The organism is Wolbachia endosymbiont (group A) of Clivina fossor, from assembly GCF_964026865.1.
Taxonomy (GTDB): Bacteria; Pseudomonadota; Alphaproteobacteria; order Rickettsiales; family Anaplasmataceae; genus Wolbachia.
Genome location: NZ_OZ034707.1, coordinates 1,056,361 through 1,081,637 on the forward strand (window position 1 = coordinate 1,056,361; position 25,277 = coordinate 1,081,637).

19 protein-coding genes and 1 tRNA gene are annotated in these 25,277 nt (G+C 36.0%); 11 read left to right on the forward strand and 9 right to left on the reverse strand.

Translation table 11 applies throughout. The features are described 5' to 3' along the window. Positions 1-5 precede the first annotated feature (5 nt). On the reverse strand, positions 6-968 hold the full coding sequence (gene dusB, locus AAGD99_RS05340) for a tRNA dihydrouridine synthase DusB (protein WP_341822806.1): 963 nt from the start codon (positions 966-968) through the stop codon (positions 6-8). 27 nt (positions 969-995) lie between these two features. After that, positions 996-2,039 carry a hypothetical protein gene (locus AAGD99_RS05345; protein WP_341822807.1) on the reverse strand — a complete coding sequence of 348 codons (1,044 nt, stop codon included), beginning with the start codon at positions 2,037-2,039 and terminating at the stop codon, positions 996-998. A 335-nt stretch (positions 2,040-2,374) separates the two neighbouring features. Between AAGD99_RS05345 and serS the strand changes: the two genes are divergently transcribed. The 7 genes from serS to AAGD99_RS05380 all read left to right on the forward strand — a co-directional run bounded on the left by serS (position 2,375) and on the right by AAGD99_RS05380 (position 10,970). Beyond that, positions 2,375-3,652, forward strand: a complete 1,278-nt coding sequence (gene serS / locus AAGD99_RS05350) for a serine--tRNA ligase (protein WP_341822808.1) — start codon at positions 2,375-2,377, stop codon at positions 3,650-3,652. 34 nt (positions 3,653-3,686) lie between these two features. Continuing rightward, on the forward strand, positions 3,687-4,958 hold the full coding sequence (gene purD, locus AAGD99_RS05355; RefSeq protein WP_253307305.1) for a phosphoribosylamine--glycine ligase: 1,272 nt from the start codon (positions 3,687-3,689) through the stop codon (positions 4,956-4,958). Positions 4,959-6,417: 1,459 nt separating this feature from the next. Further along, positions 6,418-7,017: a peroxiredoxin gene (locus AAGD99_RS05360; protein ID WP_253309335.1), complete on the forward strand. Its 600-nt coding sequence runs from the start codon at positions 6,418-6,420 to the stop codon at positions 7,015-7,017. Further along, positions 7,004-7,942, forward strand: a complete 939-nt coding sequence (trxB, locus tag AAGD99_RS05365; RefSeq protein WP_341822811.1) for a thioredoxin-disulfide reductase — start codon at positions 7,004-7,006, stop codon at positions 7,940-7,942. Before AAGD99_RS05360 ends, trxB begins: the two co-directional genes overlap by 14 nt. Before the next feature lie 236 nt (positions 7,943-8,178). Then, the gene (locus AAGD99_RS05370) at positions 8,179-8,757 is read left to right on the forward strand and encodes an ankyrin repeat domain-containing protein (protein WP_341822812.1); all 579 of its coding nucleotides are present in this window, start codon (positions 8,179-8,181) and stop codon (positions 8,755-8,757) included. A gap of 53 nt (positions 8,758-8,810) precedes the next feature. Then, positions 8,811-9,825 (forward strand): IS630 family transposase gene (locus tag AAGD99_RS05375; protein WP_341822214.1). Its coding sequence is split into 2 segments (ribosomal slippage): positions 8,811-9,275 and positions 9,277-9,825, totalling 1,014 coding nucleotides; the frame shifts between segments, so codons are not numbered across the junction. Then, positions 9,822-10,970, forward strand: coding sequence for a hypothetical protein (locus tag AAGD99_RS05380; protein ID WP_341822813.1), 1,149 nt, complete (start codon positions 9,822-9,824; stop codon positions 10,968-10,970). Before AAGD99_RS05375 ends, AAGD99_RS05380 begins: the two co-directional genes overlap by 4 nt. Here the strand turns inward: AAGD99_RS05380 and AAGD99_RS05385 are convergent. The 4 genes from AAGD99_RS05385 to tldD form a co-directional block, all read right to left on the reverse strand. Further along, complete coding sequence (locus AAGD99_RS05385) at positions 10,915-11,847, reverse strand: tyrosine recombinase XerC (protein ID WP_341822814.1); 933 nt, start codon at positions 11,845-11,847, stop codon at positions 10,915-10,917. The two genes, AAGD99_RS05380 and AAGD99_RS05385, sit on opposite strands and share 56 nt — an antisense overlap. A gap of 2 nt (positions 11,848-11,849) precedes the next feature. Next, complete coding sequence (gene lpdA / locus AAGD99_RS05390; protein WP_264735912.1) at positions 11,850-13,238, reverse strand: dihydrolipoyl dehydrogenase; 1,389 nt, start codon at positions 13,236-13,238, stop codon at positions 11,850-11,852. Continuing rightward, complete coding sequence (locus AAGD99_RS05395) at positions 13,231-14,340, reverse strand: PQQ-binding-like beta-propeller repeat protein (RefSeq protein ID WP_341822815.1); 1,110 nt, start codon at positions 14,338-14,340, stop codon at positions 13,231-13,233. The genes lpdA and AAGD99_RS05395 overlap by 8 nt, the downstream gene beginning before the upstream one ends. Before the next feature lie 1,042 nt (positions 14,341-15,382). Continuing rightward, positions 15,383-16,801, reverse strand: a complete 1,419-nt coding sequence (tldD, locus tag AAGD99_RS05400; RefSeq protein ID WP_341822816.1) for a metalloprotease TldD — start codon at positions 16,799-16,801, stop codon at positions 15,383-15,385. Between the two features lie 62 nt (positions 16,802-16,863). Here tldD and AAGD99_RS05405 point away from each other — a divergent pair. From AAGD99_RS05405 to AAGD99_RS05420, 4 genes are all read left to right on the forward strand, one after another. Continuing rightward, positions 16,864-16,948, forward strand: a tRNA-Leu gene (locus AAGD99_RS05405). 70 nt (positions 16,949-17,018) lie between these two features. Then, positions 17,019-17,489 carry a hypothetical protein gene (locus AAGD99_RS05410; protein ID WP_341823218.1) on the forward strand — a complete coding sequence of 157 codons (471 nt, stop codon included), beginning with the start codon at positions 17,019-17,021 and terminating at the stop codon, positions 17,487-17,489. 260 nt (positions 17,490-17,749) lie between these two features. Beyond that, entirely contained in the window at positions 17,750-18,457 is a 708-nt protein-coding gene (locus tag AAGD99_RS05415; RefSeq protein WP_264687969.1) for a uroporphyrinogen-III synthase, read from the forward strand. Next, entirely contained in the window at positions 18,457-19,236 is a 780-nt protein-coding gene (locus AAGD99_RS05420) for an exodeoxyribonuclease III (protein WP_253309345.1), read from the forward strand. Before AAGD99_RS05415 ends, AAGD99_RS05420 begins: the two co-directional genes overlap by 1 nt. 37 nt (positions 19,237-19,273) lie before the next feature. Here AAGD99_RS05420 and AAGD99_RS05425 read toward each other — a convergent pair whose 3' ends face one another. The 3 genes from AAGD99_RS05425 to AAGD99_RS05435 all read right to left on the reverse strand — a co-directional run bounded on the left by AAGD99_RS05425 (position 19,274) and on the right by AAGD99_RS05435 (position 25,277). After that, entirely contained in the window at positions 19,274-20,365 is a 1,092-nt protein-coding gene (locus AAGD99_RS05425; protein ID WP_341822817.1) for a hypothetical protein, read from the reverse strand. Positions 20,366-20,400: 35 nt separating this feature from the next. Beyond that, on the reverse strand, positions 20,401-22,968 hold the full coding sequence (gene polA, locus AAGD99_RS05430; RefSeq protein ID WP_341822818.1) for a DNA polymerase I: 2,568 nt from the start codon (positions 22,966-22,968) through the stop codon (positions 20,401-20,403). Between the two features lie 1,058 nt (positions 22,969-24,026). Then, entirely contained in the window at positions 24,027-25,277 is a 1,251-nt protein-coding gene (locus AAGD99_RS05435) for a citrate synthase (RefSeq protein WP_341822819.1), read from the reverse strand.

Genomic DNA, 25,277 nt, shown 5'->3' on the forward strand with positions numbered 1-25,277 from the left:
TACAGCTAGTGTGTCTCTTGACCAAAAAAGCCAATAATATTTTCTTTCACTTCTGTGCTATCTGTCATGTTATTTACTCTCATGCGAAATTCAGATGAGCTTTGAAGCCCGCTACTGTACCAACCTATGTGTTTGCGGGCCATCTTTATTCCTGTGTTATTTCCATAGTACTCAAGAATATTGTCGTAATGCTCGAGTATGATGCTTAATCTCTCTGAAGCTGTTGGCTCAGAAGTTTCACTTCCACTGAGAAAGTTCATTGCTTGATTAATCAGCCAAGGTTTACCGTAGGCACCACGACCTATCATCACTCCGTCTGCTCCAGATTCTTTGAGAGCATTCTGAATATCATTTAAATTTTTAATATCGCCATTTACTACAACTGGAATTTTCACTTGCTCCTTAACATTTCTAACGAATTTCCAATCTGCTTGGCCGTTATAGAGCTGTGCCCTCGTTCTTCCATGCACAGTGATCATTTTTGCTCCTAAGTCTTCGGCAATTTTCGCAAGCCTCGGTGCATTGCGATTTTCATCGTTCCATCCAGTGCGCATTTTCACCGTAACTGGCACATTCACTGCTTTGACCACGGCCTCAATTATCTCAGCGGCTTTTTTCTCATCACGCATTAGCGCTGATCCTGCATAACCGTTTACAACTTTTTTAACAGGACAACCGAAATTTATATCTATTATTTTTGCACCCATATCCTCATTTAGTTTTGCAGCTTCTGCCATTACATCCGGCTCGCATCCAGCAAGCTGCACAGCAGTTAATTCATCGACTTTTGCTTTTTGCAGACTCTGACGAGTTTGCATAATCATAGCTCTGCTTGCAATCATCTCTGAAACTAACAAACTTGCACCTAGCTTCTTTACAATACTTCTAAACGGATAATCAGTTACCCCTGACATTGGAGCTAAAATAACTGAAGAATCAATCGTCAAACTTCCTATTTGGAGGGGCATACATTCTATGTGTTCAAACTTAATGCATTAGCATATGCTGCTGCAGCACCTTGTAGAGCCGAATTTACTTTTTTCCATAAGAGAAGGCTCTGCCTCTACTACCTTAGCTCTCTTGTAATGACCAGGTTTTAAGTATATTGTTTCTTGTCTTTTATCACCCCATAACTCGTCGTTTAATTTATAACTTCCACGACCAAATATGTGATTTAGCAGATCATCATTTATCATTTGTGGATCTGGCTTAAACTCCTCGTGCTTCTCGTTGTTATTGTCTTTATAATAGACATTAATTTTAATGTTAGCTAAAGAAGCTAAAATAGGGATTTCTTTGATAAAAATATAATAGCACGGATTATTTATTGCTTCTAAATAAGCTTTGTAAAGTTCAGGGTTATTAAGAAATGAATTTGTAATAACGTCACTATTGTATTTTGTTTTGTAAATCTCTTCATCAAAATTATCTGGATCAAGAGCTTCTGCATATTCTCTTAGATCGCTGATAGCTTTATCATGCGATACATTAAAATTTCTAATAACTCTACCTACTAGCTCCCCAACCTTATCTTTAGCATTTCTAGTCTTTTCATTTGTCTGTTCAACCAGCTTCTTTATTTCATCTGACCTCCCAGTTAGATCTCCTGGCTTGTTTAAAAACATATTAAAAAGCGTTTCTAGATGCCCTCTTAGAGAAGCTGGCATACTTGGATCATCCAAAGATTTAAATTGACTTAAAAATTTGTGCCACTCCATTCTCATATCTTGTGCTTTTTCAGCCTTATATTGACCAGAGCTATTATCACCAAATACCGCATGGAAAAAGCAGTTACCGTCCCCTGCAGTATTATATGTAACAATTTTTGAGTTCATATCCAAACCACTATCTACTGAAGCATCAGAATTTCTACGACTTCTATTCTCTGGGCTTTCCGTGCCATCTGGTACAACACCACTATCTCCATCTTGAGTTTTTTGCTCACCTTGACCTGCTCCTTTTCCATTAATATAGTTCTTTGCTAAGTAAAATAAAGGTTCAACAACCATTTTGTATGCTACTGTAAGAATTATTCCCATTAAAACCCAAACTATGGGGTTAGAGTGAGCATAGCAAGTGGAAAGGTCAATAGAGGGACCTATTATCAACCCCAAATAGCCAACAGCAAATGTGGCTGCTAGGCATACACAAGTAGCGTAGATAACGAATTTTCCACCAGCAAAGTAAGTGCTCTCTTTAAATTGATTATATTTTTTTATGATGCCCGACATACTATATCCTATGAACGCTAAGTTAATTAAATTTTAACAAATTCTAACAAAAAAATCAACCATAATAATTTTAGTAGTATGAGAAAATATTGAATATTAAGAGCTTTTGAAGTACAGTAATAATGTTAGTAATAGCACAATATATGCACGATATAGAATATATACGCAAAAACCCTGAAGGATTTGAAAAGGCAATGAAAAGCAGGGGGATAAGAGAGTTTACTGCAAAAGAGATATTAGAAATTGATCACGAGAAAAGGTCATTAACCACTAAATTGCAAGATTTAAATAGGCAGCGCAATGAAATCACAGAGGAAATAAAGAAGCTTAAAATGAGCAAAAGCCCCTGTGAAGAGCAAATAAAATCATCAAAAAACATTACGAATGAAATAGAGGCAATTAGCTTAAAAGAACAAGCAGAAAAGGATAAGTTAGTGAATGTTTTATCTAACTTGCCGAATATTTCTGCGCAAGATGTGCCAATAGGCGCAGATGAGAACTCTAATTTAGAGGTGAGAAGATATGGAGGAAAAAGACAGTTTGATTTTGTACCAGAATCTCATTATGAACTCGGAGAAAAATTAGGTTTAATGGACTTCGAACAAGCGGCGAAAATTTCCGGATCAAAATTTGCGATATTAAAAGGACAGTTAGCTAAGCTTGGACGAGCGCTAATAAATTTTATGCTTGAAATGCATGTTAATGAATTTGGCTATACTGAGGTGTACCACCCAGCTTTGGTGAAAAACGAAGCTATGTATAATGTTGGTCAGCTACCGAAATTTTCTGACGATTCGTATTTAACTACCGACGAATTGAGGTTGATTCCCACAAGTGAAGTGTTTTTAACAAATTTGGTTGCTGATAAAATAGTAGAGGAAAAAGAACTGCCTATTCGTTTTACTGCGTATTCAGAGTGTTTTCGTAAAGAAGCAGGCAGCGCAGGGCGAGACACGAGAGGCATGATAAGGCAACACCAATTTGGTAAAGTGGAGTTGGTGAGTATTACAACTGAAGACCAATCAAATGATGAACTTGAGCGCATGACGAATGTTGTTGAAGAGATATTAAAAAAACTAGAATTACCGTATAGAGTAATGCTACTGTGTAGTGGTGATATGGGTTTTGCTGCACAAAGGACTTATGACATAGAGGTATGGTTACCTGAGCAAAATAAATATAGAGAAATATCAAGCTGCTCAAATTGTGGTGCATTTCAAGCAAGAAGGATGAACGCTAAATACTCTTCAGAAACTGATAAAAAGATAAAAAAATATGTTCACACTTTAAACGGCTCAGCTTTAGCTATAGGAAGAACGATTGTTGCCATAATGGAGAATTATCAAAATTCTGACGGGTCGATTGCAATACCAAACGTGTTGCAAAAATATATGAGTAATGATACTGTTATAAGCAAATAATAATTTTGACATATAGAAAAGCGAGGAAATAAAGATGAAGGTTCTGGTTATAGGTTCTGGTGGACGTGAGCACGCTCTACTTTGGGCTCTAAAAAAATCTCCTATCTTGACTGAGTTATATGTAACTCCTGGTCGCCAAGCTATGAAAGATCTTGGGACTCTTGTGGATGTAAATATTCAAAATTCAGTGGATGTTACACAATTTTGCAAGAGAGAAAATATAGAGTTGGTTGTTATTGGTCCAGAACAACCAATAATTGATGGGCTTGCTGATGATTTAGTTGCAGAGGGAATAAATGTTTTTGCTCCGAGTCAAGCAACTGCAAAACTTGAGGGATCAAAGTCTTTCACCAAAGGACTATGCAAGCGATATGGCATACCAACTGCCAAGTACGAGTGTTTTGTTGATGAAGGATTAGCTAAAGATTTTGTACGTAGCAATAAAATAAAGTTTCCACTTGTAGTGAAAGCAAATGGAATTGCGGCAGGGAAAGGCGTGATGATATGTTGCGCAGAAAACGAAGCTTTTTCAGCAATAGATTCAATGCTAGTGGAGAAAGAATTTGGTGAATCAGGTGAAGAAATAATCATAGAAGAATTTTTAATTGGAGAAGAAGTAAGCTTTTTTGCTCTTGTTGATGGGTTGAAAGTAGTAACTCTTGGGTGCGCAAAAGATTATAAGAGAGTGAATGAAAATAATGAAGGCCAAAATACTGGGGGTATGGGATCGTACTCATCACCTTCAATTATAAGTAAGGACATGGAGCAAAAAATCATCCAAAAAATAATATACCCTACAGCTCAAGCATTGGTTAACATGGGTACGCCTTATAAGGGAGTACTCTTTGCTGGTTTAATGATTTGCAGAGATGGCCCAAAACTTCTCGAGTATAACGTTAGATTCGGTGATCCAGAAACGCAATCTATATTACCTAGATTTGATTCAAATTGCGATTTGTTAAAATTGATGTTGTCAGTTGCAGAAGGAAAGTTAAATGTCAAAATGGTGGAACTTAACAACAAATCTACAGTTTGTGTAGTTGTTGCAAGTAAAGGCTATCCGGGTGATTATCAAAAGGGAGAAGTAATTAAGGGATTAGATAAAATTGAAAGCATTCCTGGTATATTGGTATTTCACGCTGGTACTAAATTAGATGAGAGTGGTAATTGGGTTTCAGATGGCGGAAGAGTGCTAAATATAGTAGCAGAAGGGAGCACTATAGAGGAAGCCAAAAGTAAGGTGTACTCAGCATTAAATTTTTTAGAATGGCCAGGGGGCTTCTTCAGATACGATATTGGTAGTTAATGTTAGCTGTCGGTTAGCAGGTAGCTCACAGAAATGCAAAACTTACTTGACAAACTCCGTCAGCCCCCTTATCATGAAACTGAAGGTATTCAGTTATCTTCATCTGTGCAGATTAAACAGCAAAAAAACAACGTAGTTGGCGTCTTATTTTTAATTTTTTGCACTATGTGCACCTTATGTCTTCACAATATTTCTAGGTTTTTACCTACACAAGCTGAAACGCGCTTATAAGTCGTTTAAGACAGCATAGTACGCCAATTTGCAGGATTAGAGAGTGACAACTAGCTAACACGGGATTTCTTTTGCCTTTTTTTCTGCTTAGTAAATTTCTTAAACATTTGAACTAAGGTGAGTTGCACTTAAAAGCAGCTAAATTGCAGTGTTTAAGACTTAAAAAAACGCCAATACAGAAAATAGACAATGACCAGGGTTTCTTTTGCCTTTTTTTTACTTGGTAAATTTCTTAATGTTTATAGCTAAAAGAGCCCAAGAGAGGTGTCATTCCAGTGCCCCTGTGATGTCATTCCAGTGCTTGACACTGGAATCCAGTTTTCCATATAATCTCATCGAAAACGTTGTAACCACTTTCTATGCTAGTTTGCTTGTAAACAAGCAAACTTTCCTGGATCCCAGTGGGCTTTGTTGCATCGCTAGCTATGATGGATTAAAGATAAAAAAGATAGAGAATATCAGTAGCTTATTATTCTGGTATTTATAACAAGAACGGTCAGTGAATACCTAAATTTGAGTAAAAGAAATTTCACTACCACTCACTAATCCGGCTAAAATTCAAGAATTTCAATGCTTTAGCTATTTTCAATAGAATTAAATTTATTAATATAAATAATAAATTACTATTCTTAAATTTGATCAGATTGATTGCAAAAAAACAAGATTTTCAATAGGTTGCTTATAATCCTAACTATAGTTAGCCTTTCATAAATAGCGATGCAACAAAGCCATCCCAGTGTCTGGGCACTGGGATGACACCATTCTTTTTCCTGGATTCCAAACTGGGATGACAGCTAGCCTGACAATCGTCATCCCGCTGCTTGTTAGCGGGATCTAGAGATACCGCGGCGGTATGACGGTTCGTGGTGGAATGACGATAAGCTCGTCATCCCGCTGCTTGTTAGCGGGATCTATGTGAGATACCGTGAATAAATCACGGTATGACGTAGAAGCTATACTTTTATGCTTACCAACCCAATCAAAATCCTGGATCCCGCTGCTTGTTAGCGGGATCTAGAGATACCGCGAATGAATCGCGGTATGACGGTTCATGGTGGAATGACGTAGAATTTTATACTCACCAACTCAGTGTCCAATCTGGATTGTATCTTATCGGTAAAAAAGAAGAGCTATTTTAGGAAGTTTTTATAGGGCTAAAACTAAAGAAAACTTGCATATAAGTTCATCAAGTGTAAAATTAGAGTTGTTTTAAAAGAATAGGTCAATTATGAATCTTGTAACAAAATCTGCTATCGATTTTACTGCTTCAGCTGTTCTCTCCGGCGGAGAAATTGTTGATGATTTCTGTCTGAGTAAGCACATAAAAAATAAGTATGCTGTCCTTTTTTTCTATCCACTTGATTTTACTTTTGTTTGCCCAACTGAATTGATATCGCTCAATAATAGAATAAATGAGTTTGCAAAGCGTGGTATTGAAGTGATAGGAATAAGTGTAGATTCAAAATTTTCACATTATAAATGGCGAAACACTCCAGTTAATGATGGTGGTATTGGAGAGGTTAGCTACACTTTAGTGTCTGATATCAAAAAGTCTATATCAAGAGACTATGGGGTCTTATATGATGACTCAATTGCGCTGAGAGCAACTTTCGTTATTGATGATAAATTTATTGTACGTCATCAATCGATAAATGATTTGCCTTTAGGGCGTAATATCGATGAATTCGTTAGAATCATTGATGCAATTAAACATAATGAGGAGCATGGTGAAGTATGTCCAGCAGGGTGGAAAAAAGGTAAGCCAGCAATGCAGGCAAGCGATGAAGGAGTAGCTGATTATCTAAACTCATACAGTGAAGAATTATAGATTTAGTACAAAAGTTCTTATTATTGGATCTGGAGCAGCGGGTTATGCTGCTGCTATATATGCAGCACGTGCAAACTTAGAGCCAATTGTAGTAACGGGAATGCAGCCTGGTGGTCAGCTTACAATTACTACAGATGTTGAAAACTATCCTGGTTTTGTTTCAATACAGGGTCCAGAACTAATGGAGCAAATGAGGTTGCATGCAGAACAGGTTGGAGCAAAAATAATAGATGATGAGATAAAAAGCGTTGAACAACTTGAGGATTCTAATGAATATAGGTTTAGATCTTCTGGTAATATCAATGACTACTACTCAGATGCAATTATAATTGCATCTGGTGCGCAAGCGAAGTGGCTTGGTTTGGAGAGTGAAAAGGAATTTCAAGGTTACGGAGTTTCGGCTTGTGCAACTTGTGATGGTGCATTTTTTAGGAATAAAGTTGTAGCCGTGATTGGTGGTGGAAATACCGCTATTGAAGAAGCAATATTTTTAACTCGATTTGCCAAAGAAGTGATATTAATACTCAGGCGTGATAAATTGAGAGCGGAAAAGGTAATGCAAGATAGGCTCTTTAAAAATGATAAAATAAAAGTAATGTGGAACCATACCGTAGAGCAGATTCTTGGAGAAGAAAATCCGAAAAAAGTTACTGGTATTATAGTTAAATCAACGGAAGCTCAAGAATTGAAAGTCGATGGAGTGTTCATTGCAATTGGGCATGCACCAAATACAGGTATTTTTAAAGGCTTTGTTGAAATGGATGAACAGGGTTACATAATTACAAAACCTGGAACAACTTTAACTAGTAAAGCAGGAGTATTTGCTGCAGGTGATGTTCAAGATAAGGTATATCGCCAGGCAGTAGTTGCAGCAGGAACAGGGTGCATGGCTGCACTTGATGCAGAGAAGTTTCTAGAGTCGTAATTAATTAACTCAGAATTAGGATTTTATAGCTAAAGTGACTTAAGTTCATCGATAATTTTAAAAACAAAAATTCGTCATTCCGCTACTTGTTAGCGGAATCTATGCTGAGATACCGCGAATAAATCGCGGTATGACGTAGGAAAACCTTTCTTGGGTTAGCTATAGATAAATCGCTTGCAATTTTCCTTTTTTTTTACATAATTATATTAGTAAATCATTAATAAAGAGGGTTTAGTATGCCTTATAGAAACGGTGTAACATATTATGGAGCTTATGGAGGTGGTGATAACACGGCATCGCAAGCTCGAAATCCGACAACTTCAAGACAGCTAAGTGAATCAACAAAACAGTTATTTAAAGCTATTGATGATGAAAACCTAGAGAATTTTAAACAAGCTCTAGCAGAAGGTGCGGATGTTAATGCGTTTGATGAGGGATATACACCACTAATGACTATTATCATGAATGGTGATGACAGCCCTATATGCTTAAAAATGATGATGTTGCTTTTACAACATCAAAATTTAAATATTAATGCTCAAGAAACTAAAAAACGCAATACAGCTCTACATCTAGCTTTTCATATGGGAAATAGGAATTTTGTACAGATGTTACTTAGACATCCTAAATTAGATATAGATGTTAAAAATAGTTATTTAGTTATTAAACCTGAATACCAACGATTCCCTGAAGAACATCTTCATGATTTTCATAAAGAGCGTTTCTTTCATACTCCTAAAGAATATATTGAAAAAATAGGGCGAATACAAAAAAAGGACTTTTCGCATCTTATACCAATTCCTAAAAATAAATAGACGAATAAAGAAAAATTTCTAAAATAGAATAATTTAAGAATTAGTGGGGAGTTATGGCAGGAAAAAGTAAAGCAATAGGAGAAGAATTATATAATAAGTGTAACCTGGAATTAAAGAAGCACGGCATAAGAGGAGAGATAGGAAGAAGATTACAGGCAATAATATCTGCAAAAGAATATGGAATAACAAAAGTTGCTCAAATATACCGAATTACTAGAACTACATTGATGAAGTGGATTACAAGATTTAAGGAAGGAGGAGTCAATGCGTTTAAAATACAACCAGGACGTGGAGTAAAGCCGAAGTTGAGCTACAAGCAGCAAGAAGAAATTAAAAATGTCATAGCAGAAGAAGGAGCCAACCTAACGGCTAAGAAATTAAAAATCATAATTGAGAAAATGTTTTCTATTGAGGTAAGTAAGTCTACAGCACATAGACTGATGCAAAAGTTAGGTTTTTCGTATATTACTCCAAGGCCTGTGCACAATAAACAGGATAAAAATAAACAAGAAGAGTTTAAAAAAAAATCTTAATGAAACTATTGTCACGTATCCCGAAAAAGAGCTATTTTTCTTCGATGAGTCGCGGTTTGGCACACATTCAAAGATTGGACACGGGTGGTTTAAAAAAGGCATTAGGACACAGGTTAAGGTAAAATTAGGTAGGCAAAACTTTTATCTCTATAGTGCAGTTAATCCTAGAAATGGAGAGAGTTCTAGCTTATTCGTACCAAACGTCAATACTGATTGTATGAATATATTCCTTGAGCAGATGTCACAATATTTAGGAACAAGGGAGGCATTTCTTGTTGTGGATTGTGCAGGATGGCATAGATCCAAAGGTTTAAAAATACCACAAAATATTACCTTAATCTATTTACCTCCATATTCACCAGAGTTAAATCCAGTAGAGCGTTTATGGCAATATTTGAAAGACAATCTCATTAAAAATAGAATATATGACTCTGTTAGTTTATTGGAGGATACTGTATGTGCATTCATTCGTAATATTACGGAAAGTTCGATCAAAACCATTTGTTCTGTGAGTTATTTGCCTACTTATTTATGAGATTTGGTATTACAATGGAAATAACAAAAGCACAAAAAGGAAAAAAATTATTAGATGCTCTTTTTAATGGAAATATTAACCGAGCAAAAACACTGTTGGCTCAAGAGCTTAATCCTAATTGCTGGAAAAGAAACCAAAATGGAGAAATAGAAACACCCCTGAGCTTAATATGTTTACAAGGAATAACACAAGATAACGAAGAAGTATTGATTAAACTTTTAAAACATAAAGACCTAGATTTTAGTCAAATAAAGCCAATACGAGCTATAGAGCAAAATTCACGGTTGAAGAAAATAATTGAACAAGCTATTACAGAGCGATTAACTGATGCTATTAATAGAAAAGATTTAGATGATGTAGAAAAGTTAGTAGAGGATAATTGTTTCATAAATCGTGCAATTGTTACTGCTGCATTTGAAAGTATTGAACGTATCAGAAATTATCTAAATGAAAAATTCCCTACAAGTGCAGAGCAACCTGTAGCAAATACGAATAATATACCAGCAGATTTTGAGGAGTTTGCACAAGAACTTGTAGATGAACTTGAAAAGACAAAAGCTCAACTTGCAGAAACAGAGCAAAAGCTGGATAAGGTTGTGCGTGAAAAAACGAGCGAAACTAGCAAAATTTCACAATTAGAAAAAGATTTAGTACAAGTAAGGCAGGAAAAATCGGCTCAAAAAACAAAAATCAATGATCTAAATAGTGAAGTAACTCGACTTAATAGAATTGTGTATGGAAGAGCAAGCGACACTGTCGAAATTTTACAATTAAAAAGAGATTTGAAACAAGTAAGGGAAGAAAGAGATAGGCTTTCATCAGAAATCCGTACTAAAAGTCTGAGTAATAAAAACGAAAAATCCTCACAAGCAATTTCTCCTGGTAAAAAACAAAGCAACTATGCTTATGCATTTTTTATATTATCTGGAGCATTGACTGGTTGTGTAGGTTTAGCAATTTTATACGATTATCTAGTAATAGGTGCTTGTCTTACAGCAGTTGCACTGGTTCTTTTTTTAGTAGGATATTATTTATGTAAAGCGGATGAACGAGATATAGGACCTGGTGGTACCACCGACAATCTTCAAGTTACAAGGGTTTTGATTTCTTCTCCAGGCCCTGCTGAAAATTTTTGTACATGTTAAAAACATCTTGATAATTGAGGTGAGTGTAAACCTGGGTGGTTTCCAGGCTTGAGTGGCCAAGCAGTTGTTGTATTGATCTTATGTCAATATCTTCTTGAAGCAAATGAGTAGCAAAACTATGACGAAATGCATGTGGAGATAAGATTTCTGGCAGATTTAATATTCTCCTTATTTTCTGCAAACGATTAGCCACATAAGTTCTTCCCAATTTTTTTCCTCTTACTCCCAAAAAAAGATATTGTGTTTCATTATTAATGCCAAGATAAGGACAGGCTTTTACATATTCCTGTATACACTTTTTTACTACCGGAAGAATGAATACCTGCCTTTGTTTATCTCCCTTACCTGTTACTATTAAACTTTCATTGTTAATATCACTAACCCCAAGGTTCAACGCTTCACTGATTCTTAAGCCTGTACCATATAGCAGGACGATAATTGCAATTTCTCTTTTTACCACCCAAGGTTCGCTCAAGTCAGATAATTTCATTTCTTTCACCAAAGTTTTTATATCAGGTATTGATAATGCTTTGGGCAGAGTTCTTCTCTGAATTGGCCTTGATAAGGAAAATACAGCTTCATTGTCTATATTGTAGTTGTTTTTTATGTACTTGAAGAAATTTCTGATTACTGACAATGCACGAGCGTTAGATCTTGCATTCACACCTCTTGCATAACGAGAGGTAAGCCAACTTCTTAACTCAGGTACGCTCAATTTTTCCAAAGTGCCGACATTTACTTCTCCACCAATGTGAGTATTTAGGAAACTTATAAGATCCTTCAAGTCCCTCATGTATGACTCTAAAGTGTTTGGTGAATAAGATCTGTTGCACCTCAGCCACTCATACCATTTTTCAATGATTGAACCGAGGTCCACAATTATTTTTTAAAGAAAGCATCGATGCACGCATCTCGAAAGGCTTCATTTATATCAGGATGAGAGTGACAAATTCTGTATATATCCTCTGCTGCTGCGCCATATGCCATTGCAACCGCTGCTTCGTTGATTAGCGTATCAGCGTATGCTCCTATGATATGCACACCTAGTATTGTATCTGCTCTGCTACAAGTCAGCACTTTCACGAATCCTTCAGCATCATCAGTGATTTTTGCTCTGCCGTTTGCAGCAAATTGACATTTACCAACTTTGTACTTATAGCCAGCATTTTTGAGTTCCTCTTCGGCTTTACCGATCGAAGAAACCGCAGGGTGAGTGTAAATGACAGATGGTATAATTTCATAATCAACGTGAGGTGACTGTCCTGCTATTATCTCTGCAACTGCCACTCCTTCTTCCTCTGCTTTATGAGCAAGCATTGCTCCACCAATCACATCACCAATAGCAAATATTCCTTTCACATTAGTTTCATATCTGTTGTTAACTTGAACGAAACCGCGATTATCTTTTTCTATTTTTTCATCAATACCAAGACCATCAGTACATGGTTTGCGTCCTGCTGCCACCAATACCTTATCCGCTTCTATAGTGTTTGTTTGATTATCTTTTACAGAGCAAACTTTCACACTCAAAGAGTTACTACTTTGTTTTATTCCCTCAACTTTAGTGCTAAGTAAAAATTTTATTCCTTGTTTTTGTAGACTAGAAAGTAGAGACTTACTTAATTCTCCATCCATTGCTGCAGCGATTCTGTCAAAAAATTCTACTACAGTGACTTCAGACCCTAGCCTCCTCCATACAGAAGACATTTCAAGCCCTATTGCCCCGGCTCCGATTACGACAAGTTTTTTTGGTACTTCAGTTAAAGACAATGCACCAGTTGATGAAATAATACTTTTCTCATCGATATTAATTCCTGGCAAAGAAATAACGTCAGAACCGGTTGCAATTACTATATTTTTTGTCTTCAGCACCTTATCTTCAACTGAAACTTCAAGATTACCTTGGTCAAAAGAAGTAATTTTCCCAAGTCCATTGATTTTAGTGATTTTGTGAAGGTTAAACAGATATTCTATACCTTTTCCAAGTTCCTGAACTCTGGCGTCCTTATAGCCTAGCATTTCTTTTAAATCGAAACTTGCATCCTTAATTTTTATGCCAAGCTTCGACAGATCATTTTTCGTGTGAGCATACTGATAGGAAGAATGAAGTAGTGCTTTGGAAGGTATGCACCCAACTCGCAAGCATGTACCACCAAAAATGCTATTTTTATCTATGCAGGCAACTTTCAATCCAAGTTTTGCAGCAGCGATAGCACACTTATAACCGCCTGGACCACCACCTATAACAATCAGGTCATAATCAATCATAAAGAACAAACCTATTTTCTAAAGAATAAACACCATTTCCCTCAGTTGTTACATATATTTTATCGTGAGTAAACACTGGAGTGTGAAACACATTACCAGGTACTTTGATTACCTTTCCTGCACTTTCAGATCCAGGAAAAGCAAGCATTGAACCTTTATTGCTTGTCACCCACAGTGTATGGGCATGCACAATTGGAGCAAACAATTGCGTATTTTCTATTAAATCAGATGCCCAGACTGTTTCTCCATTTTTTATATCCAGGCCGATTATTTTATTATCTTCAGTTACTATAAAAATTCTTCCGCCTTCTTTTTGTTTCTCTGCAGGAATAAGAGGACTATAATATGACTCAATGTCTGATACACTTTTTACTTGCAGTGACTTTGACCACAAAATATTTCCTGATTTCACGTCAATACCATAAATATAAGAATTGTTTGTAGCTATTAAAGTATCGCCAAGCACTCTCGGTGTAGTAGTTACATCTGTGAGCTGTGTATCCAAAAGGTTTGTAGCCAATTTTTGGCTCCACAATTTTTTACCGTCTTCATTAAAAGCTATTAACTCACCATTTGAAAATGGTGCTATTATTTTATCGTTAGAAATTGTTGGCGATATGGAATACAAACCTCGAACCTCATTGATACCGTTTTGATAAGCCCAAACGGAACTGCCATCTTTTATATCAAACACGTACAGATAATTATCAATAGTCAATACTACCAATTTATTATTTATTACTGCTGCTTTCCCTCTTACTGGAGCTCTCAATTCTTTTTCCCACTCAATCTTGCCAGTTTTTGCATCTATTGCGTGTAAAGTGTTATCCACTATAAAGAAAACATTTTTTTCATAATGCGATAGGCTCATGTTACCAATTTTTTTCCTATGTGAGAGGTGTAATTTCCAATTCATAGCCTTTGAGTTATCAATATCAAAGGAATATAAAGCGCCGTGCTTGTCTGATAAAATAACGCTATCTTCTGTAAGCACTGGAGCTACATATCCTTGAGATAGTTTTTTATCCACTAGACTTATTCGCTCGCTTGCCATTGTGTAACTGCTACACAATAACATTATTATAACAATTATTACTTTCATTACTTAGTTGAGAACAAGATTTATTAATATACATACTAGAAATCTTAATCACAATGAAAATGTTCTTGTTGTACGTTGAAACATTGATTTATGAACAGAATATTATATTATTATGTAAAAATCATACTCTTAGAGGTAATACACCTCATCCACTATGCGGCAACGTGCATAGCTGTATGAACATTGAGATATAAAAGTAATTTATACCAAGAAGAAAGATGTCATCCAAGTAGCTTGACTACTTGGATCCAGATTGGATACTGAGTTGGTGAGTATAAAAGTATAGCTAACGCGAGCTCTGCGTCATACCGTGATTAATTCGCGGTATCTCAGCCGCTAACACATAGCGGGATGACAGCAATCCTACGTCATACCGCCGCGAACCGTCATACTGCCGCAGATCGTCATACCGCGATTCATTCGCGGTATCTCTTAGCATAGATCCCGCTAACAAGCAGCGGGATGACGGTTGTCATAGTGTCATGAAAGTAGCTGACACTGGTTTCCATCCAAGAGGGTGTCATCCGAGTAGCTTGACTACTTGGATCCAGAAAACTTAACTTTAAATAAGTGGCTGCATAATAAAGACTAGATTCCAGCGTCACGCGCTGGAATAACACCATTTTCGGTCTCTTAAATTGCTTTAGCTACAAACATTAAGAAATTTACCAAGCGGAAAAAAAGGCAAAAGAAGCCCCGTGGTGCGAGTTTTGACTCTATATTACTGTAAGTGGCGCTGTAATAATGTGCTAACGCTTAAAATAAGCGCGATTTGGCTGAATGTAGAAAAAATTTAAAAGACATGCAGCCGCTATAATTTTATGTAATCCGCCAAAAAATACCCTAAGTTTTTTACTGAATTTTGTCATTGAACCTGCGCAGATCAAAAACAAGTTTTGAGTCAGAAATACCCTTAATGTCATGATAAGGGGGCTGGCGGAGTTTGTCAAGCAAGTTTTTTCGTTTCTGCGGGCTACTTGAATAACGGCTACAATGTTTGTACAATTGTTCGTCATGCGCTGGAACCCGTTTTAGCCCTTATCTATATCTCAGTTCCACCAACAGTTATTGCGTCGACTTTGAGTGTTGGTTGACCAACTCCAACGGGCACATTTTGTCCATCTTTTGAACATGTGCCAACACCGGGGTCCAACTTTAAGTCGTTGCCAACCATGGATACTTTTTTTAGCACTGTTGGCCCATCACCAATTAGTGTTGCTCCTTTGACTGGCTGTGTAATTTTACCATTTTCTATTAAGTAAGCTTCTGAAGATGAAAAAACAAATTTCCCTGACGTTATATCAACTTGCCCACCACCGAAATTTACTGCATACAGACCTTTCTTTACGCTAGATATTATTTCTTCCGGCGTATGTTTCCCTGGTAACATATAGGTGTTTGTCATGCGCGGCATAGTAACTTCTTTATAACTTTCTCTTCTACCATTACCAATTGGATTCACACCCATGAGTTTAGCATTCATATGATCCTGCATGTAGCCTTTGAGAATTCCATCCTCTATCAACACATTATAACTGGGTGGAGTACCTTCATCATCTATGCTAATAGAACCACGCAAATTAGGCAGAGTTCCATCATCAACTACTGTGATGCCACTAGCTGCTACTTGTTTACCAATAGAATTTGAAAATGCTGAGACTCCTTTACGATTAAAATCGCCTTCGAGTCCATGACCCACAGCTTCATGCAACAATACTCCCGGCCAGCCCGGACCTAGAATAACTGTCATTTCTCCGGCTGGAGTTGGAATTGCTTCAAGATTTACCAGTGCTTGTTCCAAAGCCTGGTTTGCAACTTCTTTCCACTTTTTCTCAGAAATAAACTTACTATAAGAATCCCTTCCACCGTGTCCTGCGGAGCCTCTCTCGGTACGGCCATCCTTTTCTACAATGACTAGCACATTAAAACGTACCAGAGGCCTGATATCGCTTAATCTGTGATCACCCTTTATTATTTGTACGACTTGCCATTCTCCACTTAGAGTTATTTTTACTTGCTTCACGCAGTTATTTTTGGACCTTACATACTCATTAACCTCATTGAGTAGTTTAATCTTTGAATTCAGATCCATTTCATTTGTAGGGTTAATCCTCGAATATAGGCTTTTTGTCTCTTCGTTTAAATTTATTGAATTTGTCTTGTTTAAAGACACTGAGCTTTTTACCATAGAAGCAGCATTACTAATTTCTTTTTCGCTAATCTCAGAAGAACAAACGAAAGATGTACTATCCTCACAAAAAGACCTTAAACCAAATCCCCTTCTGGTATTCAAATCCACGTGTTTTAATATATTGTCATCAAAAACTAGGGACTCCGACTGGCAAAATTCTAGAAACAGCTCACCACCATCGCTATTGCTCAAAGCGTTATTGACTATTTTATATACGTTATTAATATTAACATTGTTTTGAGCGAAAAATATTTGATCTAGATTTGGCATTACCTTTGAACTAAAAATTGTTTAAGTATATTATTTAACTTTAACATAGTAAACTATAAAAAGCCCGGGTGGCGGAATTGGTAGACGCGCTAGCTTCAGGTGCTAGTAACTTTTTAAGTTGTGGAAGTTCAAGTCTTCTCTCGGGCACTCTTAGCTTCCATATTGCTTGTTGAATTAGTTAATGCTACAATATAACGTATTAGGTAATATTTATGCTATGTATGGTGAAAAAGATAAGTTAGCCTACAGAAAGAAGGTACGAACTTACTCGAAACGCTTAGTTACTACACTATCTACTGCTTCTTTTATTGGATATATAGCAGCATTAGCCTTTAGTATTCCTGTCTTAAGTCTGTATTTTAGTATTGCCGGCACTATATTAAGTGTACTTTCGTTTGCTTTAAATATATGGTCATTAAAGGATCATTTCCTACAGAAGCAACTTGGTGTAGCAGGACAAAAAAAACTAACAAAGATCTGTCTTGATATTACATCTAACGTTTCGTTTTTAATAGGAGGAATTGCATCTATATTGCCTCTCGAATCTCCTATCATTCCTTTTGTTTCTACTGCCTTTTTTATTCTAGGCTGTACCTTTATGGCAGCTAATATCGTTCGGACTTTGATCAGCAAACCACAGGCAGAAAAACCTACTGATACCCTCTCTCCATCTGTAAAAGCAGTTTAAGTGTCAACAAGTTAACTTATTTGACTTGTATAGGAATATTAGCTATATAATTCCATTGAAGGGAGCCATTCAAAAGAGCTCAACCTAATTAGCATTAAAAAAGTATAAGTGAATTTAAAGCTTAGTGGTAAATAGGGGACTGAGTATCCTTATTTCAACATCAATTACTTGAATAGTTGCTCAAGCCATCAAAATAAAAATTTTTATTCAGTAATTTGTGTATAAAGGGTACTATTTTACTAGTAGTGAAATAAATCAGAATGAAGTCTATTTTATTAACGAGGCCTTTATTGGATTCGTTCAATACAAGAAATATATTGAGAAAGTATGGATACAAAGTTTTTATAGAACCAGTATTCACAATAAAGTACTTAAATCCTGATATATCTGCGTACGAATTTGACGTTGTGATATCTACAAGTAAAAACAGTGTAAAGGCTTTTAGTCAAATATGCAAAGAGGATGACTTTCCGATTATTACAGTTGGTAATTCAACCATGCAGGCTGCAAAAAATTTGGGATTTTCTGATATAATCTCAGCAGACAGCAACGTTGATGGTCTGATATCATTCATAAAAGCTCATTATTCAAACGCAATAAAGTTCTTGTATATAAGGGGACAAGAAGTATCATGTGACCTAAAAAAGAGATTATCTGAAGAAGATTTTAATGTAAGAGAAGTTGTACTCTATAAAACAATTATAAAAAGGAGTCTAACTAATAGGTGTAAAAATTTACTGTTGGATGGTAAAATTGATAGTGTTGCTTTTTTTTCCTCACAGACAGCAAGGGTATTTTGTTCATTAGTTCTAAAAAGTGGGCTATCTCATGTGATGAATAATACAGTTGCATATACCATGAGTAAAAACATTGCTGATAGTTTAAGGTTAATCAAATGGAAAAAAATTATAACATCGAGGTTGCCTACTGGGGAGAGTTTAATTGATATAATTAATAAGGATTGTTGATGCTAAAGATTGCAACTTGGAATGTAAACTCCATACGTAAAAGAGTTAACCAACTTTGTAGTTTTATAGTTGACAGTCAGATAGATATAGTTTTGCTGCAAGAGATAAAATGTACGGAAGAGCAATTTCCTTATGTAGAGATAGAAAAGTTAGGATATGAATATGCTATCTATGGACAAGTTGCAAGAAATGGCGTTTGTGTTTTATCTAAATATCCGATACTGGAAAAATTAAAAATTGATGTTGTAGAGAGTCATCAAGAAGCACGTTATATAGAATGTGTGATAAAACACACCAATCATAAGGTAAGGGTAGGAAGTGTATACGTTCCAAATGGTCAAAGCCCAGACTCTCATATGTTTGAGTATAAACTCAAGTTTTTTGATAACCTATATGAAAGGATGAGCACTTTGTTGAAAAATGAAGAGTTAACTATTATAGCTGGCGATTATAATGTTGCACTGGATGAAATTGATGTTTTTGATTCAAATTTATTGAATGGCCAAGTGTGCTTTCATATAAAAGAACGTGAGAAGTTAAGAGCAATCTTGAATCTTGGGTTTAAAGACACGTTTAGAATATCCCACCCCAATTTGCAACAATTCACTTGGTGGCATTATCAAGGCAATTCACTCAGAAACAATCAAGGAATGCGAATAGATTATATGCTATTATCGCCACAAGCTGTAGATAAATTGGAAACATGCTACGTAGATGATAGATTGCGTAAGCTAGAAAATCCGTCTGATCATACTCCTGTTGTATGCGTTATAGAATAATAGTAGACCTCTTACACAACTCACTTTATTGGCAAACTTAGGTAGTCTTACTTGGTTGCTGCCCTGTGGTTTTTTGCTGATCTAAAGTAACTTGTTCAAGCACAGTAGACTGCTCACTCTTTTGAGTAAGTTGCTCCTCAGTTGTTACAGCAGGTTGATTACCCTGCCCAGTTTCATTAACTTTGGATCCTAAAATTTTACTAATACCATCAAGAATTTTCCCATCCCATCCTTCTTTTTTCTTTTCATCTCGTGAATGAGGGTTATATAAAGTACCTTCTTTGTCATTTGAAAAAAGAACCTCAACTCCCCCTTTTATGGCGAATATTGTACCAATAACGGCAGCAACTATCGCGAGTGTAGTAGGACCAAAAATTAATATTGAAGCAATGGAAAAAGAAATAGGAAGAAAAATCTTACGTAAGAATGCTGTTGCCATCTCTTCATCACTGAGTGGTGGTTCATCCTCCTCTTTTTTACCTTTACCTAAGAATGGTACCTTTTCTAGTAACCCATCTTTAATAGAGCCAAGAGCGTTTTTAGGATCTACCTTTACTCCAAGCGGCCACCCAGCAAGCTTTATGAGTGAATCTTTAGCTTCTGTACCGCGTATATCAGCTACACATTCAGCTACTTCTTGCTTTATTTTGTCATTCTTTAAATTCTCTTCACTAGCTAAATTTTTTTCTCTAATTTTTTCAAATACGGAAAGTAAAAGCTGACAAAAGTTTTCTTCACTTAGTAACTTTATATCTTCTTGATTAATATTATTGAATATACTTTCATGATTTTTTGATATAAAAGTAAAAATTTTCTTTTCATTTCCATTCTGTAATCGCTCTAATCGTTCATCTAATGACTTCAGATCATCCTGTAATTCTTGTTTTTCTCGATCTGGAAGTTCTTCTTTCAATTTCTGTTCCTTCTTTTCTATTTCCTGTTTCGTTTGCTTTTTTAGATTTTCTAGAGTTTCTGGATTTTCTAAAGTATCTAGGAAAGCACGATAGATTAACTGGTGCTCCTCGTTTTTAAATTTAAAAACTTTCTTATCTTTGTTAGTTACCTGATTTGAAGGTTCCAAATTCTTTGTTTGTGGAGTTAATATTTTTGTCATAACTAAGTTACTCACATTTACTATACTTTAATTGTAGCATATTTTTCATATTAATTCAAATAATCTATACTCTTAGAATCCGCCATGTTTAAGTCATAATTAAGACCCCAGTTGTCGCCAATTTTTATTTCTACTTCAAGTGGTATAGAAATTTCTATTGCATTTTCCATTACGTCTTTCATAAGTTTTGCTGTTTCTTGCACCTTTTCGTCCTCTACTTCAACCAGTAGTTCATCGTGAACCTGGAGGATTATTTTACCTATCTTCAGCTGATCAAAAAGCTGAATCGTCGCACGTTTTATTATATCAGCAGCGGTTCCTTGCAGTGGTGCATTTATTGCTGCCCTTTCTGCAAATTGTCTTACATAAGGAATTGTATTGTTTATGTCTCTTACAAAGCATCTCCTGCCAAACAAAGTTTCTACATAACCATGCAATCTTGCGATAGACACTGCTTTTTCCATATAGACCCTTATTTCTGGGTAACAGGAAAAATAGTAATTAATGTATTCAGCAGCTTCCGCAATGGTAATTCCAAGCCGTTTTGCAAGGCCAAACGGGCTGATTCCATATATAATTCCAAAATTAATGGATTTTGCTTTGCGTCTTAATTGCTCATCTATTTCTTGCACTCCAAAAACTTGCCTAGCGGTGATATCGTGAATATCTTGTCCGTTTGCAAAAGCTTCTTTAAATGCTGCAACGTTTGCAACGTGTGCCAGGAGCCTCAATTCTATTTGCGAATAGTCAGCAGAGATTATCTTGCACCCTTTTGGCACAATAAATGCTTGTCTGATAAGATTTCCCTCTTCGCTTCTGATAGGAATATTCTGTAAATTAGGATTGCTGGAGCTCAGCCTTCCAGTTGCAGTTGCAGTTATTGAAAAGCTTGTGTGTATTCTATCATCGAGCGGATCAACCTGTTTTATTAATGCATCAGTGTAGGTACTCTTCAATTTACTTAAATGTCGCCAACTTAAAATTTTACCTGCAATTTCTACCCCTTCTTCTTCGAGTGCCTCTAGAACTTCATAATTGGTGCTATACGATCCAGATTTTTTTGACTTTTTCTTTTTATTAAGCCCCATTTTGTTGAACAAAACATCACTTAATTGTTTTGGCGAAGCAATATTAAATCTTTCTCCTGCCAAATTATATATCTCATCTTCAAGCACGGCAATTACCTGCTGAAATTTATCGGACAGCTCCTGTAATTTTTGTATGTTCAGTAATATCCCATTTTTCTCCATATCAAATATTACTTTCATAAGTGGCTTATCGAAGCGCTCGTAAATTGTGAACAATTTTTCCTGAAATAACCTTTGCTTTAGCTTTTCATGAATTGCTATTAAAGTTTTTGCCGAGAAAATTTCTGCATTTTCACTCAAATTATGCGCAACTATGTTTGGAATACTGTGATCATGCTTTCCTGTATCCAAGCTATACGACATTATCATCAAATCATCAACTGAATCTAACATCTTCTCTATTGCAGGGAAGATTTTCCTGATCTCTTTAATGTTATGTATTATTTTAAGCACCCCATTTGAGAGTAAAGTTGAGTTAATTATAACGAGTGCATTTTGTATGCTGTCTTGCTCTATATAAAAAATATTACTTTCGCTATAAGATAAACTTAATACATTGTTTTCAAGATGGCAATGAATTGCAATTTTGCCTTCATATCTACAGTGCTCTAAAAATTTCTCTAACTCTTCACTACTATATTCTGTTTTCTTTTCTGTGCTAGACCCATTATAGGAAAAAAGCTTTTCCATTTTACCTATTAAGGAATTGAATTCATACTTCTTTAAAAAGGATAATAGTTTCTCCATGTTTGGAGAATGGACTTCATATTTTGCAATATCATGTTGAAGGTCTACTTTTTCGCATAGTGATAAAAGTTCTCTTGAAATCAATGCTTTTTCCTTATGTTCGGTAAGAATATTACGAATCCTCGTTTGCTCGATGTTATCAATGTTCTCTATAATATTATTCAATGAATCAAATTCATCTAATAATTTAGTGGCAGTTTTTGGGCCTATTCCTGGAACGCCTGGAATGTTATCGGATGCATCACCAGTTAGAGAAAATAAATCAAGAAGCTTGTGTGAGTTTACACCAAATTTTTCTACTATTTGTTTTTCATCTATATATATATTTTTAATGGGGTCGAATATTAAAATATTGTGGTTCAAGAGTTGAAATAAATCTTTATCTGATGAAACGACTACCACTTTAAAGTCTTGGTGGTTGGCGTATTTTGCAGCTAGTGTTGCGATTATGTCATCTGCTTCATAACCTTCAATTTCTTCATAGCTGAGGTTAAAAGCTTCTACCGCTTCCCTCAGTATGGTGAACTGTGGAATTAGATCCTCAGGAGGCGTTACTCTGTTTGCTTTGTATTCAGGATATAAATTGTGCCTAAAATTCTTTTTTCCTGCATCAAGTGCTATAGTTAAGTAGTCCGAATGGGCAATGTACTTAAGAATCATATTCAGAAAGCCATATACACCACCTATTGGCATTCCTGTTGTGGTAATTAAGTGAGGTAGTACATAGTAAGCTCTGAAAAGAAAACCATAGCCATCGATGATTGTGAAAGTTTTTTCTTTCATTGTAGATATTTATGCGTGCTTTTGATGGTCCACTATTTAGCTGCGAAAATCAAGTTTTTGTTTTTCTGCTTTTGAGCATTGTAAGAGATTCTGCCGAAAATAGCATTCATGCATGGTTATACCAATTAGACTTCTTGCATAACCATATGACGAACTTTTATTGGGAATAGAAACGAAAAAACTTACTTGACAAACTCCGCCAGCCCCCTTATCATGAAACTGAAGGTATTCAGTTATCTTCATCTGTGCAGATTAAACAGCAAGAAAACAACGTAGTTGGCGTCTTATTTTTAATTTTTTGCACTATGTGCACCTTATGTCTTCACAACATTTCTAGGTTTTTGCCTATATAAGCTGAAACGCGCTTATAAGTCGTTTAAGATAGTATAGTACGCCAATTTGCAGGATTAGAGAGTGACAACTAGCTAACACGGGGTTTCTTTTGCCTTTTTTTCTGCTTAGTAAATTTCTTAAACATTTTAGCTAAGGTAAGTTGTATTTAAAAGCAGCTAAATTGCAGTGTTTAAGACTTAAAAAACGCCAATGTTTTTAAATAGATATTAATCGGGGCTTCTTTTGCCTTTTTTTTTATTTGGTAAATTTCTTAATATTTGTGGCTAAACGACAATCGTCATCCCGCTGCTTGTTAGCGGGATCTAGAGATACCGCGAATGAATCGCGGTATGACGGTTCGCGGCGGCATGATGATAAGCTCGTCATCCCGCTACTTGTTAGCGGGATCTAGAGATACCGCGGCGGTATGACGGTTCGCGGTGGTATAGTAACTCGTCATCCCGCTACTTGTTAGCGGGTGAGATACCGCGGCGGTATGACGGTTCGCGGTGGTATGACGATAACCTCGTCATCCTGCTACGTGTTAGCGGATGAGATACCGCGAATGAATCGCGGTATGACGGTTCGCGGTGGCATCTCGTCATCCCGCTACTTGTTAGCGGGATCTAGAGATACCGTGAATAAATCACGGTATGACGTGTTAGCTATACCTTTTTTCTACTTAGCTTGGGTTATACAAGAAGTCTAATGAAGTGAAAATAAATTTATTTACCAAAATAGAGTTGCCTTGGTCTACAGATCTTAGTTTCTTTATCATTTATCATTTCATACCACTGAGTAACCCAACCAGTGGTTCTTGCAAGTGCAAAAATAGGCGTGAACATATTTGAGGGAATATCGATAGCATTCATTATTATACCTGAGTAAAAATCAACATTTGGATATAACTTACGCACGATAAAATATTCATCCTTTAAAGCTATTTCTTCAAGTTTTTTTGCAATTTTGAGCAATTCATTATTTTGTTCTAGTTTACTTAGAACCTCATGACAAGCGTCTTTCAATATCCGCGCGCGCGGATCATAATTTCTATAAACACGATGTCCAAATCCCATCAATTTAAATGGATCTTTATCATCTTTAGCTTTTTCGATGAATTTATCTATATCTTCACTTTGCTCTATCTCTTTTAGCATATTTATAACTGCTTCATTAGCTCCACCATGTGCTGGTCCCCAAAGTGTAGCAACTCCTGCAGAGAGGCTTGCAAACAGATTAGAGCCAGCCGATCCCACCAATCTGACAGCCGCCGTAGAAGCATTCTGTTCATGATCAGCATGGAGAGTAAATATTTTATCCAGAGCTTTTGCAAAAAGGGCGCTTTTATCATTATCAACAGCATCGCCAAATATCATCTTTAAGAAATTTTCACTGTAACTTAATTCATTGTTAGCATTTATGAATTCCTGATTGTTGATATGCCTATAAATCATTGCAACAATTGCAGGAACTTGTGCTATTGCAGAAATTCCAAAATCTAAATCTTCACCATTGACATTGTTGCCATGTGTTTCATGGTAAGATGCTGACAAATTTGCAAAACATGCAACTAAAATCGACATAGGGTGAGCAGTTTTTGGAAATGCTTTGATTACATTTGTAACTTGCTCTGATACTTTGGATGATTCTTGTATTTTGAGAAGAAATTTTTTGTGTTGCTCTGAACTGGGTAGTTCACCATAGAGTAATAAATAAATCACAGCAGTAAAACTATTATTCTCTGCCAAATCAGCTATATCATGTCCCCTATATTTAAGAACTCCTTCATCTCCATCAATAAATGTAATCGAAGAAGAACATGAAGCTGTGGAAACAAACCCCGGATCATAAGTGAATAATCCTGTCGTCTTATATAAATCCTTGATATTTAACACGTCAGGACCTATTGTTCCACTTAATATGGGTAGCTCAATTTTTAATCCATTACTTAGTTCTAATAGCACTTTTTTATCCAT

Excerpts from the sequence above, each read along its gene's own strand:
- AAGD99_RS05345 (WP_341822807.1), bottom strand. The coding sequence starts at position 2,039 with ATGGGAATAATTCTTACAGTAGCATACAAAATGGTTGTTGAACCTTTA.
- AAGD99_RS05415 (WP_264687969.1), top strand. The coding sequence starts at position 17,750 with ATGAAGTCTATTTTATTAACGAGGCCTTTATTGGATTCGTTCAATACA.
- AAGD99_RS05410 (WP_341823218.1), top strand. The coding sequence starts at position 17,019 with ATGTATGGTGAAAAAGATAAGTTAGCCTACAGAAAGAAGGTACGAACT.
- polA (WP_341822818.1), bottom strand. The coding sequence starts at position 22,968 with ATGAAAGAAAAAACTTTCACAATCATCGATGGCTATGGTTTTCTTTTC.
- lpdA (WP_264735912.1), bottom strand. The coding sequence starts at position 13,238 with ATGATTGATTATGACCTGATTGTTATAGGTGGTGGTCCAGGCGGTTAT.
- AAGD99_RS05420 (WP_253309345.1), top strand. The coding sequence starts at position 18,457 with ATGCTAAAGATTGCAACTTGGAATGTAAACTCCATACGTAAAAGAGTT.
- dusB (WP_341822806.1), bottom strand. The coding sequence starts at position 968 with ATGCCCCTCCAAATAGGAAGTTTGACGATTGATTCTTCAGTTATTTTA.
- AAGD99_RS05380 (WP_341822813.1), top strand. The coding sequence starts at position 9,822 with ATGAGATTTGGTATTACAATGGAAATAACAAAAGCACAAAAAGGAAAA.
- AAGD99_RS05370 (WP_341822812.1), top strand. The coding sequence starts at position 8,179 with ATGCCTTATAGAAACGGTGTAACATATTATGGAGCTTATGGAGGTGGT.
- AAGD99_RS05395 (WP_341822815.1), bottom strand. The coding sequence starts at position 14,340 with ATGAAAGTAATAATTGTTATAATAATGTTATTGTGTAGCAGTTACACA.
- AAGD99_RS05360 (WP_253309335.1), top strand. The coding sequence starts at position 6,418 with ATGAATCTTGTAACAAAATCTGCTATCGATTTTACTGCTTCAGCTGTT.
- tldD (WP_341822816.1), bottom strand. The coding sequence starts at position 16,801 with ATGCCAAATCTAGATCAAATATTTTTCGCTCAAAACAATGTTAATATT.
- serS (WP_341822808.1), top strand. The coding sequence starts at position 2,375 with ATGCACGATATAGAATATATACGCAAAAACCCTGAAGGATTTGAAAAG.
- AAGD99_RS05435 (WP_341822819.1), bottom strand. The coding sequence starts at position 25,277 with ATGGATAAAAAAGTGCTATTAGAACTAAGTAATGGATTAAAAATTGAG.
- purD (WP_253307305.1), top strand. The coding sequence starts at position 3,687 with ATGAAGGTTCTGGTTATAGGTTCTGGTGGACGTGAGCACGCTCTACTT.